General features: G+C 40.0%; 10 protein-coding genes. 5 read left to right on the top strand and 5 right to left on the bottom strand.

What is annotated here, in order from left to right; genetic code table 11:
- Nucleotides 1-270 precede the first annotated feature (270 nt).
- Both ASF92_RS09350 and ASF92_RS09345 read left to right on the top strand, forming a co-directional pair.
- A complete protein-coding gene (locus ASF92_RS09350; RefSeq protein ID WP_056091451.1) occupies nucleotides 271-4632 on the top strand; it encodes a PAS domain S-box protein in 4362 nt (1453 codons plus the stop codon).
- A 164-nt stretch (nucleotides 4633-4796) separates the two neighbouring features.
- Nucleotides 4797-5987: an alpha/beta hydrolase-fold protein gene (locus ASF92_RS09345; protein ID WP_056091448.1), complete on the top strand. Its 1191-nt coding sequence runs from the start codon at nucleotides 4797-4799 to the stop codon at nucleotides 5985-5987.
- Nucleotides 5988-6050: 63 nt separating this feature from the next.
- Here ASF92_RS09345 and ASF92_RS20995 read toward each other — a convergent pair whose 3' ends face one another.
- Nucleotides 6051-6218: a hypothetical protein gene (locus ASF92_RS20995; RefSeq protein WP_157263804.1), complete on the bottom strand. Its 168-nt coding sequence runs from the start codon at nucleotides 6216-6218 to the stop codon at nucleotides 6051-6053.
- 393 nt (nucleotides 6219-6611) lie between these two features.
- On the opposite strand from ASF92_RS20995, the gene ASF92_RS09340 reads away from it, so the two are divergent.
- The gene (locus ASF92_RS09340) at nucleotides 6612-7451 is read left to right on the top strand and encodes a PRC-barrel domain-containing protein (RefSeq protein ID WP_056091445.1); all 840 of its coding nucleotides are present in this window, start codon (nucleotides 6612-6614) and stop codon (nucleotides 7449-7451) included.
- A 497-nt stretch (nucleotides 7452-7948) separates the two neighbouring features.
- On the opposite strand, the gene ASF92_RS09335 is transcribed toward ASF92_RS09340, so the two are convergent.
- The 4 genes from ASF92_RS09335 to ASF92_RS09320 all read right to left on the bottom strand — a co-directional run bounded on the left by ASF92_RS09335 (nucleotide 7949) and on the right by ASF92_RS09320 (nucleotide 10024).
- Complete coding sequence (locus ASF92_RS09335; RefSeq protein ID WP_056091442.1) at nucleotides 7949-8251, bottom strand: hypothetical protein; 303 nt, start codon at nucleotides 8249-8251, stop codon at nucleotides 7949-7951.
- 201 nt (nucleotides 8252-8452) lie between these two features.
- Nucleotides 8453-8953 (bottom strand): hypothetical protein, encoded by a 501-nt coding sequence (locus tag ASF92_RS09330; protein ID WP_157263802.1) that lies wholly within the window; start codon nucleotides 8951-8953, stop codon nucleotides 8453-8455.
- A 110-nt stretch (nucleotides 8954-9063) separates the two neighbouring features.
- Nucleotides 9064-9423, bottom strand: a complete 360-nt coding sequence (locus ASF92_RS09325) for a response regulator transcription factor (protein ID WP_082489517.1) — start codon at nucleotides 9421-9423, stop codon at nucleotides 9064-9066.
- Nucleotides 9424-9508: 85 nt separating this feature from the next.
- Complete coding sequence (locus ASF92_RS09320) at nucleotides 9509-10024, bottom strand: response regulator (RefSeq protein WP_056091429.1); 516 nt, start codon at nucleotides 10022-10024, stop codon at nucleotides 9509-9511.
- Nucleotides 10025-10487: 463 nt separating this feature from the next.
- Between ASF92_RS09320 and ASF92_RS09315 the strand changes: the two genes are divergently transcribed.
- Both ASF92_RS09315 and ASF92_RS09310 read left to right on the top strand, forming a co-directional pair.
- Nucleotides 10488-14573, top strand: a complete 4086-nt coding sequence (locus ASF92_RS09315) for a two-component regulator propeller domain-containing protein (RefSeq protein WP_056091426.1) — start codon at nucleotides 10488-10490, stop codon at nucleotides 14571-14573.
- Nucleotides 14574-14976: 403 nt separating this feature from the next.
- A complete protein-coding gene (locus tag ASF92_RS09310; protein WP_056091423.1) occupies nucleotides 14977-16335 on the top strand; it encodes a hypothetical protein in 1359 nt (452 codons plus the stop codon).
- Nucleotides 16336-16385: the final 50 nt, after the last annotated feature.

The following is a 16385-nucleotide window of genomic DNA, read 5'->3' as shown; positions in this document are numbered from 1 at the left end:
GAACAAAATGATTTCAATTTACTGAGCAATTGATCTTCAGGAAGGCATGCTCAAATCTGGCTAGCCATTTCAACACACGAAGCGGTAAGACTATCTTTATTAACTGTTAATTATCAGGTGTTTGACATAATTGAGACTTGTTAATTCCCGGTCTTATGAATTATAGTATATTTTGACCGCCAGTGCCACATTCAATTAAGGCATTGATCCTACATTTGAAATAGACATTCAGTTACTGCAAATACGCATTATTTTTTTATATCTTACGTCGTGAATGATACGGGCCGGTTAGTGGCTCGTAACTTTAAAATAACCAAATATATTCAGGGAGCAGACATTATGGCCAGGGGATTAAATCAAAAGGGCGCTACGAACCCATCGGTAGCGTTGAAGAATAGTGTAGAGTTGGCTTCCCTCGCAAGCGTAATTTGTGGAAGCAGCTATTTTGCCTTGGTACGGAAAGACCGGGATCTTGAAGGTAATGGTCATGCGAAAATTCTAGATTTTTATAACAGGGAGGCGTTATGGACGGTTTTATCGGACATCATTGAGCCATCAGATAACAAGGGGCAAAACCATTTTTTAAGTATTCCGAATCCGCCATTTCCATTTTTTAAAGCTTTTCCGGTAAAGGATTTGGATGGTAATGTAATTTGTTTTCTGGCTGTTTATGACGAAAAAGAAATATTGCTTGATGGACAGCAGATCGACGCTGTAAAAGTTTTGTGCAACCAAATTAGTCGTCTGCTTGAAGAAGAATCCTGTACCGATTTGCAAAATTACTCGGAGCTTTTTGAACTTTCCGAAGATTTGATTTGTATTTGTTCCTCGGAGAGCGTATTGGAAAGTGTCAACCCCAGTTTTCAGCGGATTCTCGGTTGGGTTGACGAGCAGGTTATCGGAAAATCGCTTTTCGATTTTGTTGAAGAAAAAGACAGGAGAAACACAAGGGCTAAACTAGGACGCCTGATTTCGAGATCGGGCAGCGTTAGCTTTACACATCGTTTGCTCACTTCAAAAAACGACTACCGTACAGTGGAGTGGGTAGCTACAGTTGTACCAACAACAGGGAAGGTCTCCGCCATTGGGCGCGACATCACTGATGAAATTGAAAAGCAGCAGAAACTTGCTATTAGCGAAAAAAAATTCAAAGTATTCTTCGAAAATTCACAGGGTTTGATGTGCATCCATGACCTTTTTGGAAAATTCATCTCCGTTAATGAATCCGGAGCGCATATCCTTGGTTATACAAAAGAAGAACTTGATGGCAAGGGCCTCTATGACATTGTACCTAAGACAAGACATAGGTATCTAGACGAATACTTAAAAGCAATAGCCAAACTTGGCCATGTTAAGGGTCAGATGATTACTTGCGCTAAAGACGGTACAGAAAGGATGTGGATGTTTTCCAATGTCCTCCAAAAGGATGATCAAGGCGCAGTAAACGTCATCGGAAATGCTGTAGATATTACGGAGCGCCATGCGCTTGAAAGTGATCTGCTGCATACAAAATCCATTCTTGAACAGACTAATAAAGTCGCCAGGGTTGGAGGCTGGGAACTTGACGTTATTAATCAGACACTAGAATGGACATCCGTTACCAAAGAAATTCATGGGGTTGAGGAAACATATGTTCCGGATCTTAGTACCGTGCTGAATTTTTCCAAACCGGGAGAGAGCAGAGACAAAATGGAAGAGGCCTTCCAGAATATAGTGGCTAACGGCGGCTCTTATGATCTGGAAATTGAAATTATCAACGCCAGCGGCCAGGATCTATGGGTGCGGGCAATTGGGAACGCAGTTTTCAGCGATGGGATTTGTACAAGTGTATTTGGTACTTTACAGGATATTGATAAAACTAAGCGATCGGAAATTGCCCTCGGTGCATCCAAAAAACTATTAGATGATGTTCTTGATGCTGCTGCTGATCTGTGTATTATTGCGACAGATAATAACGGGCTAATTACCGTTTTCAATAAGGGCGCAGAGGATCTTTTGGGCTATTCTGCCAATGAGATGCTTGGAACGCAGATGCCGGAATTTTTTGAGTATAATGCTGAAACTGATTCTAATAAAACGAATTCAAAGACAGCAGCTAATGAAGTCAAAGATTTGAGATACTTTTTCTCGATGCGGGGCGCTGACCGGGCATCCCTCCACGAGCTTGTTTATATTGCTAAAGAGGGTGAGCGTTTTGATGTTTCCCTTTCTGTATCTGCTATAACGGATCCAAAAGGTGAACCTCTTGGTCATCTTGGCGTGGCAACCGACATTACAAGGCAAAAACAAATGGAGGTTGAGCTCGCCACAGAGCGGGCGCGTTTGCTGGCTTTTATTGAACACACTCCGGCTGCCGTGGCCATGCTCGACAATGATATGCGTTACCTCGCTGTGAGCAGAAAATGGATAGAGGACTATAATTTTAGAAATCAAGATATTATAGGTGCTTCTCATTATACGATGTTTCCTAATCTGGATGAAGAACGAAAGCTCCGCCATAGGGAGATTCTCAAAGGCCAGGTATTAAGGAGAGAGGAGGATGTATTTATCGATTCCCTTACGGATGAACAGCATTTCATTACCCTGGAAATGAGGCCGTGGTATAAATCGGCATCTGAAATTGGAGGTATGATGATTTTTACCCAGGATATCTCCGGTATGGTTGCGCAGCGTGATGAACTTAAGGCCGCAAAAATTCACGCGGATGAGGCAAACCTGGCCAAGTCTGAATTCCTGGCCAATATGAGTCATGAAATCAGAACGCCGCTCAATGGCGTGATTGGTTTTACCGATCTCCTGCTAAAAACCACACTCAATGAGACCCAGCAGCAATACCTTAAGATCGTTAGCCAGTCTGCTGGTGCACTGCTCAATATCATAAATGACATTCTTGATTTTTCTAAGATAGAGGCCGGAAAATTTGAGCTTGACATAGAAAAGTGCGACCTCTTCGAGATGACCTGTCAGGCTACAGACATCACCACATACCAAATCCAGTCAAAAAATCTGGAAATGCTGCTGAACCTAAGTCCGGAACTGCCACGTTTTGTGTGGACAGATGATGTAAGGCTGAAACAGGTTTTAATCAATCTTCTTGGTAATGCTTCAAAATTTACCGAGCAGGGCGAGATCGAACTGAAAGTACAAATGCTGGAAAATTTTGATGATAAATGCCTTTTCCGTTTCAGCATCCGCGATACCGGAATTGGAATACAACAAGATAAACAAGAGAAAATTTTTGATGCCTTTGCACAGGAAGATTCTTCCACAACAAAAAAATACGGTGGAACAGGGCTTGGATTGACCATATCAAACAAATTGTTGCGCATGATGGGCAGCAAACTACAGTTAACAAGCACGCCAGGCGTCGGAAGCACTTTTTATTTTGATATTTTACTCGCCTGTGAACAAGGTGAGGCTGTGAACTGGGAAGCAATAGATTCAATTAATAACATACTCATCGTTGATGATAACGATAATAACAGACATATCCTGGCCGATATGCTGGAATTAAAGCAGATTAAAGCAGACCTTGCGAAAAGCGGTTTTGAGGCGCTGCAAAATCTGGCAGAGGGGAAACGTTATGATGCTGTACTCATGGATTACCATATGCCTTTTATGGATGGACTGGAAACCACGACCAAAATCAGGCAGACGTTCTTTTCCAGTCATGCAGCGTTGCCAATATTGCTGCTACATAGTTCGGCAGATGACAGTACGCTGATTAGTGCGAGCCGCACACTGCAGGTAAGCCATCGGTTGGTAAAACCGATAAAGATGCCAGACTTATATAATGCGCTCTCCAGGCTTCACGTCTTGGAAGAAGAGCCCGCTGTAGAAGACCATAAGCCGAAGGCGGAAAGCAACCTAGATCATCATGTGGATTTTACCATACTTATAGTTGAAGACAATGAAGTTAACAGGTTTCTGGCACGTACGCTTATCGGCAAACTTTATCCCGGCGCAAAAGTTGTTGAGGCTAAGAATGGGCAGGAAGGCGTTGAACAATTTATACTTACGTCTCCCAAACTTATTTTAATGGATGTGCAAATGCCGGTTATGAACGGATATCAGGCGACAAAGGCAATAAGGTTGGCCGAAACAACAGGCCGTACCCCAATTATAGCCGTTACGGCAGGTAATGTTTCGGGGGAAAGGGAAAAATGCATTGAAGCCGGAATGGATGATTTTATAACAAAGCCCATACTCGAAGGTTCACTCGAACTAATTCTTGGTAGTTGGGTCGAGGGGTTATCAGTCGGCATGGAAGACCAGGATTTTTATACATCCTCGCCAACCGAACATTTTGATCCCGGCAAGCTTAAAATGTACTATGGCGAGAACAGGGACAAACTGGCCAGAATTGCATCGCTTACCATTAGCCAGTTGAAACAATCTGTAGCCGATCTGGATGCGTATTTAACAGGCGGGGAGTTGGAAAATATCAGGTTGCTTGGCCATAAGGTTTACGGAACTTCTGTATCAGCCGGGTTGGTCTATCTCGCAGAAATTTCCACTAAGTTGGAACGGCTGGAAAGCCTGGATGAAGGATTGTGTTCTGAGCTTCAACAGGAATTTTTAGGGGAGATTACCTTGCTCATTGAAATATTAACGTCCAGGTATCTGAATTGAGTAGTTCAATTGAAATTATTTGATGCTTGATGAAGCAGCTACAAAGTATATCCTTTTTACCTTCACATCTATTCATCACATTTTAGCCTGATCTCATCACATTTATTCATAAGGAAACCAGTATTAGCAGATATTTATTTCATATATACGTTTCAGGCAATATTATGAAAAAAATATCTACGATTATAGCCCTGTTGTCAGTGCTGGTTACAGCATCTGCGCAACAGGTAAAATTAGGCGATAAAAATACAATAACAATACATTCTTCAAAAGAAAATATAAACCGGACGATATACCTTCAACTTCCAAAGAACTATGGAATAGAAAATAAACGTTATCCCTTAATCATTTTGTTTGATGCACAGGATAAAAGCCTGTACAATTTGACTTCGTCGATTATAGATAGAATGACATGGACAAATGACATCCCGGAAGCGATATTTTTGGGCGTGGTACAAAATAATAGAAGCCAGGAATTGAACTTCGAAAAATCAGAGCAAACCACAAAAATATTCCTGGATTTTATAAAAAACGACCTTCTGGATTATGTCAATAAAAATTATAAAGCGAATGGTTATGTAACGTTAATTGGCCATTCATTAGGTGGGCAGTTTGTTACGAACGCCATGGTTAGCTACCCGGAAATATTTCCTTCTGTTATTAGCATAAGTGGAGCCTTAAATTATCCTAATAAAGACAATACTATTAATTCGAAAGTTATTTCGAAAGTAGAGCGTTACTTGTCTGCTACATCCGTTAGCAGTTTAAAAAAACAGAAATATTATTTTTCCTCCGGAGATAATGGTTTTCAGGAAAGCGGTTTTAAATCAGGGGCGTTGAAAGTGGATAGTCTTTATAAGTTGCACAAACACAATGTGGTGAACTGGCAATTTGATTTTTTGAAAGGATATAACCATATGACTACTCCGCTGCACGGTATACCCGCAGGTTTAGCATTTGTGTTTAAGGATTGGTACATCTCCGATAGCCTTGCAATGGATGTTTTAATATATCATAAAACGAGCCCGTCGGTGGTTTTAAAAGACAAAAAGATTAATATAGCCAAGTCTTATGGTGTTAATATTTCTTTGCCACGTAACGCCTTGTTTCAATTCGCAGAATATTCACTGTCGCAAGGAAAGATTGATGATGCAGAAGCGTTGACAAAAAATCTGCTAAATGAATACCCAGACGATGAGGAGGTATACGGCTTGATGGCTGAAATATTCGTCAAGAAAGGTGACATCTCAAATGCAATAAAATATTATGAGCGGGCGCAGTCGAAATCTGTAACAAACAAACATGCTGAAAAAATTAAAGACTTAAAGAAGGATCAGCTAAAGTCTTTAAAATAAATACGACCAAATCGCAATGTTTCGTGATTGCATTTTAGCGTGCAACATAGGCTAACCAAAATGCTAACGAGTAGCCAGTTTATCCTTACCAGAAACTTTTTTATAACTGCTTAAAAAACTATTAATTAATTTAGAAAACAAGGCCTTACGGGTTTTACTATTTCCGTTAAATGCCTGATAATCTCTTAACTCCGCTTTTAAATTATTTGAGTGAATTGGTGAATTGTCCATTGTATGAGGTTTAATATAAAATAACCTATTTGCAATAATCGCTCCTGTTATTCCTGCTGGCTCTTAGATGCGCTTACAATCATATTTACTTTTTATCGATAAATAATCTGCGCTCTTTTAAGGTCATAAAGGACTTAAAAATAGGCATAAATTTCGTTTTTTATTTTACTTATACACCAAAATTATGTATTCAATAAAAATATATTGTAATTAAACTTTCGATATAGGATGTAGCCGTATATAATTTGGTTCATTTTGAAATGAAGGCAAGCTATTGATTCGTATTACATCGATGAATCCATCTTAACCGAGGCAGTGGAGATATTGAAAACCATTTGCGGCTGGCAATGTTAGATTAGAGGCGATATAACAATAGCCTTAATATAAAAAGATATGAATACAGGAAAAATAGACTATGTTAACCTTGATGAGTTATCAAATAGCAATTACAAGATTGTTGAAGGTCAGGCGGATATTACGAATTGGCCTGTAGTCGATGAAAGTGGCGTTACGGTTGGTAAAGTCAGGGATCTTTTATTTGATGCGTCACAAGATGCTATTCGATACATCATTGTCGATCTTGATGAATCGGTGGCGGTTACGGAGGAGAAGGCGGTACTGATTCCGATAGGTTATGCGAATCTGGCCGAAAATACTAAAGAAGTTGTTATACCGGTAATGAGCGAGCAGCAATATGCATCCATGCCACGTTATATTATTGGCGAGGTAACAAGGGAGACAGAAATGCAAATCAGATCCGCTATTGGCAGCCCGGCTGCCCTTAGAATAGAGGAAGAGATAATAGAGATGGAGCATCCGGAGTTTTATAAACACCATCATTTCGACAGGGGGAACATTATTTCTAGAGGAATAGATTCAAATTCCGCGGGAGATCAATTACCTGAGTTACCACTATCGCGTGAGGAGGAAAGTAGTAAAATACACGAGCTTATTGAGCATGCCCACACAAATAATCCAGTGCAAAATACAATTGAAGACGAGCAACGGTCACTTGTAGAACATGAAGATTTCTATGTTAATTTAGATAATCGAAGCTTTAGGATAGAACCACAGGAGAATGGTGTTTACAGAATCTTTGACAATGAAGTGAAAGTTGGGGCAATTTATGCTCAACCTGGAGAAAGGGGTGTTAAATGGGCCACAATGGATCAGCTTGATGATCGATTTGTGGAAGTACTTGGCGAGGCGATTACTGAACACAATGCTTTGTAACGATTTTTGTTGAATTCTTATATCACTGAACTAAATTTTTTGAACCTTATATTAATTCAGATATTCCTTTATAGTTTATTAAAAATATTTGCCATTGGAAGGTTCTTTCTGGAAAGCAACATATCAACCGATGGCATTTATTTTTGACCTCAATGATTTTATAAGGCGCCGCCCTATAGCGGGCAAAAGGGGCCTTATTTGTTATTTTCGTTCATCATTTCATCCTGACAGGTTATTCCAGGGTTACCGTTGTTTACCCTAGTGTGGCTATTGCTTACCAAAATGTGAAAGCCAAGGTTTGTTTTTGCTAAACATTTCACTACCAAAGTTATGCTTTAGTTATGCAGGGTCGCCGGAAATGGTGAGGGCTTCTGCAGGCAGCATTAGTACAGAATTTAAAATATTTGCCGATAAATCTGCAAATTCAATATTGCGATGGTATAATCAGCTTCAACTATTTGTTAAAATGATTTTCTGGATTAACTTTTGCCTAATGCTTAAAACATGTGCGAGGTGATTATCCAGGCCAATATAAGCGCTGTTATTCCCGAAATGGTCAACAAATGCTGGGCCTTTCTTTCTGCTGGAGTTTTAACCCACAGGTAACCCAGCAGGATATAGGTCAGCCAAAGAATGATCACTGCAAATAAGGCAAGCCCATAAACAAGCCCGGAAAGGTCATAACCTCCGCCGCCAACTCCGCCGTTACCCCCATTATCCAGTAATATCAGCGCAAGAATAATAAATGGAACGATGAGAAAGCAAAGCTTGATGATGATGGTGCGCCATGTAATGTTCATTCGATTTGTCTTTAAAATTATTTGCTGCTATTGCCTCTCCATTGCATAAGACTAATGTCCGTATCATTCCCGGGATCGTAAACCCTAATCTCGTAGTTGGGGTAAATGTAGACCCTGAACATATGAAACCTGGAAAAGTTGTCCTCCCGTGGGTACCGGTTTCCACAAGATAATAATTCTTTTCATTTGTCGGCCTTTCAGCTATAACACCTGGTCAGCTCCGCTCTGCACCTCCTGCAAATTCCATACGTCCTGCAAAATCTGCTGCTCGGTTATGGGATCAACAAAGGGCTTTCTGCCAAGTACCTTAAAGTTACTCATGCGTAGCGCAGTGAACTTGCTGTCGTTATCGCCGGCCTGATAGAGCGTATCTGTAAAGTAGGTCACCAAAAACATTCTGTTCCTGTACCTGCCGGATATAACGGTATCTGTTACAAGGGTTACCGTGTCTTTTTTTGAATTTAGGAAGACACATGACCAGTAATCATAATTTCCCTCAAAGTGTATAAATTGTAAGGTGTCATTTGTAGTTGGTGCGCTGGGTTCATTATTAGATGGTTTGATGACCGTTGTCTGCGAATGATGCTGCTCCACTCGTGACTTCCGGTTCTTACAGGATGGAAGCAGAATTGTCAGCGCGATGAAAACAAGTGGAAAGGTTATTAACTGGCGGAGCATCATTTGTTTCGATTTATTTGGCAATAGTAGTCGATTAAGCAACTTAGTCTATAACTGCTATAGCATCTATATTTAATCATTGTTTCTCACTGGCCATACAAAAGGTGCAACAAATACTTTCCTATAATTGTTTGTTAATGCATCAGCATCGCCACCCGGTCCAGAAGTTTGTTAATATCAAAAGGTTTTTCGATAAATCCGTCGGCCTGGCAGGGCGGAACAGAGATTCCTTTTTTAAAGTTAGCAGACATCATTAGGATTGGTATGGATTGATATATGGGGCTGGCTTTTAATATTTTACATAAGTCAAGGGCATTGCCATCCGGCAACTGGATGTCTAAAAGAAATAAATCGGTCTCATCCTTGGGGTAAGCCTTTGAGAGCGAAGCGATGTTTTCAAAGCTATGAACGTTGTAGCCTTCTTCTGAAAAGAGCATGATGCAAATCTCCCGTATATCCCTGTCGTCCTCAAGGATCGTAATTATTTTTTTCATAGGTTTTATTGGTGTGTACGTTTAGGATGTAAAACAGTTGCCTATTTCACAAATGATAAGCATATTAGGTACTTATTCCGCGGGTTTAAGTGTTTACCGATGAATATTCTTTGGATGTGGTACTGGTTGGACCTGGTATAAAATGCCGGAGTGTACGATAGAGTTCATCCAGGTCAAACGGCTTAGGGATATAGCCATCAAAGCCGAGTTCGGGTGCTAAGGTGTTGATGTTATGGTTGCAACTTAGGGCAATCATCGGCAGGTGTGGGTATCTTATTCTGATTTTGTTGAAAATGTCCAGACAATTTTTTCCGTCCAACCGGTAGTCAAGTACCACAACATGTGGCTTGGTTTCTTCGATTAACGTCATGAAGTCTTCATTGCACTGCTGCATCGCATACACGTTAAAGTTTTCTTCTGCAAGCGCAGCTTGAAGCTGTCCAATACATGCGGGTCGGTTTCTTGGATAATGATGGTACTCATGTTTTCTTTTTTTGGGCAGTTCCAAAAAAAGGTGACGCCGGCTCTTTAGGCCGCGGTTCTCGGAAGGGCAATGTAATGTTGTAACCAGTTGTTCTCCGCCGGTCTTTGTAAACAACATTGCGGACTATGAAATGTTTGCTATGTCGAAAATATAGTCTTGACATAATTTGTAGTTGGCCAGGTACTTAGGTTTTGGGACGAAAGAAAGCAAGGGAAAATTTTCGCTAATCTTTGTAGATGGTGAAGAGTGGAACTACTTTCCTGTTAAACTGAAAAATTAGTTTTAAAGTATTTAATGCTGGTCCAAATCTGAAAATAAACAATTTATTAAAAGCAGCTGCTGAATTTAAGATTTGACGAAGGGAAATAACCATTGCTGAGCTGGCGCTATTCTTTGGATGTGCGGAGCATCTGGAGGAGAACGTCATAATATTTGTGGGAACAAAGACTATTACCTCATGATAACCAATCAAAAATAGTTATATTACAACCTAACCACTGAATTAATGTAAAATGGCTCTTGAAAATTAATTTTTACTCAGATTTAATTCATTCTGCTTCTAAATCTATAACCGGTATTTATGCATAAGGTGCTCGTCAAACTGTTCGCTTTTTTTCTGATATTGTTATTGTGTGGGGTCGTACGCGGAAACGATACCTTGCCCTTTACGACAATAGGTATTGAGAAAGGTCTGTCGAATAATGCTGTAAGGGCCATTTTCAAAGATTCAAAGGGTTTCCTATGGTTTGGTACCCACGACGGACTAAATAGGTTTGATGGTTATGAGTTCAAAATTTTCAGAAATGTTTTAGGGGATAAAAGTTCACTTCCTCATAATTATATATATACGATTAGTGAAGATGCAAACCACAATTTGTGGGTAGGAACGGGGCAAGGTATTGGTATTTACAGTTTACTGAGCAATCGTTTTTCTCCGGCATATTTTATCCGGAGCGCAGATAAAGCCAGGGTGGAGCTGAAATCGCAGATCAATAAAATCAGAACCGCTAAAAACGGGGAAATGATTATAGCTACGAATGGGGCAGGCTTAATCGTAAAACCTGCTAAAAGCCCCGATGCACTGCAGGTGCCTTTGAAAAACAATAAAGGACAAATAATTTACGGATATAATGCTATTGATGTCAGAATTACACTAAACAATAAAATCTACCTACTCATCGAAGGCGTTGGTCTTTGTGTTTATGATCAAAAATCCAGAATCATAAATTTAGTTCATAAAATCGACCAACTAACCCAATGTTTAGAGGTAGAGGACGCTCATAATTTGCTGATAAGCACCAACAACGGTGTCATGCGTTACAATGCAGTGTCGCGCAAATTAGCGCCCGTTACAGGAAACCTCACGCCTTTGTTGGATGCAGAGATTATTTCCGCGATGTATTTAGATAAACAGCGGCAGTTATGGCTTGGTACAAATGCAGACGGGCTGAAAGTAAAGAACAAAATTGACATTGATCGCTACCAGCGTCCGTTAAAAGGAGCTATTCAAAACCAATTGATTCTATCTATTTATGAAGACGAGTCTGGTAGAAAATGGATTGGTACTTCTAAAGAAGGTGTGATTGTAATAGACGCCAAGCGCGCCAAGTTTAAAACGATTTCCGGAAATCCGCTTCAAAAGGGCGGTTTAATAAGCAATTACGTATCTGCTTTTTTTGAGGATCGCAGCCATAGACTTTGGATAGGAACGGATGCCGGTGGTATCAGCATTTGGAATCGAAAACAGAATGTTTTTACCAATCTGGTTTCCGATCCACAGGATGCAGCGTCTTTAAGTAGCAACGCGATCATGTCTATAAAGGAGGATTACCTGGGAAATATATGGATTGCCACCTATGGAGGAGGAATAAATAAAGTTGTAGGAAATGGAACAAAATTCAAGCGCTACAAATGTATCAATCAGTTTACGGGCAATGAAAATGGCAAAGTATGGCAATTGCTGGAAGGGTATGACAAGACTTTATGGGCCAGTACATTTTCTCACGGAATATTGTATTTTTTTAATAGGGAAAAAGATCGCTTTGAAGTTTTTGATAAATCATTAGAAGAAAATCTGTTGTCGCTGAAAGAAGACAGTTACCATGAACTTTGGGGCGGCAACGCTGCTCACCTGATCAAGATTGACAGAAGCCGGAAAAACCATGGATATTATGAAATCGGCAAGCCTGTCAGGGTGATATTTGAAGATAGTTTCGGCAATTTATGGCTTGGATCCGAGGGCGGGGGCTTGCTGTTGTTCGATCGAAATACCAAAAAGATAGTCAGGCAATATTCTACATCAGATGGGCTTTCTAATAATTCTGTTATCGCCATTATTGAGTCCGATGGATGTTTATGGTTAAGTACATTTAGTGGTTTATCAAAGTTCGATATTAAGAAACGCACGTTTACAAATTTTTATCAGGAAGATGGATTACAGAGTAACCAATTCCTTGATAATGCATCCTTGAAATTAAGTTCCGGGGAACTGGTATTTGGAGGATTAAAGGGCTTCAGCATCCTTGGTCCGGACAGCAACAAAGTTGTAGCAGCTAACGCCCCAATTGCTATAACTGGGATACGTATTAACAATGTGGAGGTTTCACCAGTGAATTCGGTTGTAAGTGACATTAGCAGCGGGGAGATTACCCAGCTCGAAATTCCATATAACGAAGCATTAGCTGTGGATTTTGCCGCGCTTGAATATAGTGCTCCAGGTAAGATTTCATATGCTTATTACATGGAGGGTTGGGATAAAGGTTGGAACGAGGTTGGAAAGGTTAGAACGGCCAACTATACAAAATTGGCTGATGGCAGCTATCGCTTAAGGATAAAGTCTACCAATGCTGATGGTGTATGGTCGAAAGCCGAAAAAACCATGCTTATTACCATATTGCCCCCATGGTACCGATCCTGGTGGGCCTATTCAGGTTATTTTATACTCTTCGTTTTTATTGGATATGTGTTTTTGCGTTATCAACGTCGTCAATCTTTCTTAAAATATCAAATTGAACTCGCGGATTTAAGGGTTGAAAAAGAAAAAGAGCTGAGTGAAAATAAGCTCACTTTCTTCACCAACATCTCGCACGAATTTAGAACGCCCCTTACGTTGATTATCAATCCTATAAAAGAATTTTTAAATAGTAAGGATAGTTACGTGGACCCAAAAGAACTTATAATTGTTTACCGCAATGCTCGCAGGTTGTTATCACTTGTCGATCAACTCCTGAGTTTCAGGAAATCTGAAACTCAGGAGATTAAAGTTTCAAGATTTGATTTTATTGCTTTCAGCAGGGAAATATTTGCCTCTTTTACACATCAGGCCAAATCCAAGAAAATAACCTATTCTTATCTCTGCCCGCCACAAGGGGAAGTGCTTGTTTGTGGGGACCGTGAAAAATTGGAGATAGTGCTTTTTAACTTGCTTTCCAATGCCTTTAAATTTACACCCAACGGCGGTAACATTCGATTGGAGATAAGTACTACATCAAGCGAGCTCATTGTAGAGCTATCTGATACAGGTTCAGGGATATCAACAGAAGCCGGATCAAAGATATTTGATAGATTCTATCAGGATAGCCGTCAAAACAGCCGTGGCGGATTTGGAATAGGCCTTTATTTAGTAAAAACGCTTATAAGTGCTCATCATGGTACAATAGATTACAATAGCGTAATTGGAGAAGGAACTACATTCAGGTTTAGTTTATTGCTTGGGTCCGTACACTTCCAGGCAGCAGAAATGCTTGATGATGCCTCTTTTAAGTATCTAAATCATGCTACTGAAGAATATACTTTCCAACCAATAGAAGAAGAAATTTCAAGTGAGTTCCTTAGCCCGGATATCGCTGGCGGTTTTGATCCAACCTCAGAAAAAAAGGCCCTGTTGATTGTAGAAGATGATGATGACATCAGAAGTTATATAAAAAAGATTTTCAATGATGAATACTTAGTTTATGAAGCCAACAATGGAATAATAGGGTTTGAAAAGGTAAAGAAGTATACACCAGACATCGTGATAACGGACGTGGTAATGAATGGCGGTGATGGACTGGATTTATGTTCAAAAATTAAGTCGACTCCTGAACTGAGCCACATTCCTGTTATCATATTAACTTCTGGTTCCTCATCTGAAATAAAGCTGAAAGGCATTGAGCAAGGTGCGGATGACTTTATCACGAAACCATTCGAAAAGGATATTCTGGTTGCACGCGTTGCTAACCTTTTGAAAAGCAGGAATGCACTTCAACAATACTTCCTGAACGAGATAACGCTTAAGGCTGACGATTTCAAGATTTCAGGAGAATATAAGCAATTTCTCGATCGATGCATTGCGATTACTGAAAAGCATTTAGACAATCCAGAATTCAGTGTTAAAATCCTTGCAGATGAACTGGCCATTTCGTCTTCCGTTTTGTATAAAAAGGTTAAGGCAATTTCCGGGAAGACAACGAATGAGTTTATACGGTACATCAGGTTGAGGAAAGCAGCACAACTGTTAATCAACTCCGATTATAACATCAATCAAACTGCTATTCATTGTGGCTTCAATGATATCAGGTATTTTAGAGAACAGTTTAATAAAGTATTTGGCGTACTGCCGTCTGATTATGTGAAAAAATATAGAAAGAACCTGTCCATAAAACACCGGATGGTTGATAAATCATAAATACTCAAGACCATTAAAAGTGAAACAAAAAAATTAAAAAGGAACCTGCCCAACTTCATGGAATAGGTTTCTTGATTAAAGCTTAATTCTTTCTTCATCAACAATTGCCTCCTGCCAGGGTAAGCAACACTTTTACATCAGGATTGTATCCGCTATACCGGGATTCTGATTTATTCTTGCTCCTAAATTTGAGTTAATAATCCTGAGGAACTGGCAAAGCGATATTTCAGCTGCCGTTGTTTGGGAGCAGCTTTGTCAAGTTAATTTACGTTTCTTCCCACAATGATGGTTCAAATTTGATTGCTGGTTTTATTCCAGTTTAGGCCATATATTTTTTAATTGTCCCCCGTTAAAGGTTACTTACCTGATTATCTAGTATTAATAAATAAATAACAAGGGAATCATGAATCACAGCTCGAAAAAAATCTTATCGCCGTTTTTTATCTTTGGTCTTGCGCTGTTGATTCTCAACGACTTCCTTCTGAAAGCTGCTTTTCATAACGCATTCACAGGCAAACTTTCCGATTTCTGCGGACTGTTTGTTTTTCCGGTTTTTTGGTCGGCCCTCTTTCCCAGATTTAAATCATGGATTTTTATCCTCAGCGGCGTACTGTTCGCTTTCTGGAAAAGTGAATACGCGTCCGGACTGATTGAATTAATGACGACCGTCTTTCCCATTGAGCGGACTGTTGATTATACCGATTGGCTTGCCCTACCGATGTTGTTGCTGGGTTGGTTCCATCTCGATGGCAAAGTGCAGCCTGCGACGAATAACGTCCTTTTAACTCGTTTCGGCACTGCGTTTACAGCAATCGTTAGTATTTTCTCCTTCTGTGCCACTAGCCAGCAGCGGTATGTTCAGTCTTTCGACCATCCACAGTATGTGCTTTTGCGATCTGCGGTAATGCCGGATGCCAAACTTTATGGTGAATTTGAATTGTATAGGATGGATTCGTTACTCATTGTTAAGGTTAACCAACAGTACATTAGCAGACCTGTTCTGGACGATGATTATAATAAGAACCGTTCCCTCGAAAATCTGGATGTTTATGCCATCGGACGGATTGGAGATAATACGAGCCGGATGCCTCAGGGAGAAATAACTGCTTTAAGTATTGAGACACCATTAGGCAAAGATTCTTTAAGGTTTAAGGGCGGGCGGCTGGACGGGCGGTTTACAAGGACAAAAAATGGCAGGTTGATTATTGAAGGCTTCTATAAATTAGGTATTGAAGATTCCATTTGGACCTTTAAAGACAGCAGCAGCAATGCTGTTATAACACAGCACATTGTCAAGGGAGAAAGAACCAAGGTTGAGCAATTCCGCGACGCTAAGCTCATTTCTTCAATACGTATCAATACCCGATCGGACAGCATACGGAACATTAAATTTAAGATCGGAATGATGGTTTTGTGCATTGCCGGCATCATAGTCTTGTTGCGCAGAAACTATCGCAATACCTATCCTGAACAACTTGTACTAAAAAGGTATTGGAAATGGCTGTTATGCCTAATCTCCCCAATTTTTATCTGGCTATTTTTCCTGGGTATGAACATATTGCTCATAAATTACAGTCCGGATATATTTGAGACGCTGGCGGCCATTATTTTCATTTATATGGCAACTTGTCCACTTTTGTTCATTGCAGTCTTTGTCATCAAGATGAGAAAAGAAGTCGATATTGTATTGTACTGCTTATTATTTAGCATTGCATGCTGTATCTGGACAATATCCGGTGTACTTATTGAACTTACCCATTAGCTTAACCTTATTGGCGATTTTGATGCAAACAATATTTAAATAAATCTTTT

It is taken from the genome of Pedobacter sp. Leaf176, assembly GCF_001424305.1.
Classification (GTDB): Bacteria; Bacteroidota; Bacteroidia; order Sphingobacteriales; family Sphingobacteriaceae; genus Pedobacter.
This window is presented reverse-complemented; position numbering and strand designations above follow the sequence as displayed.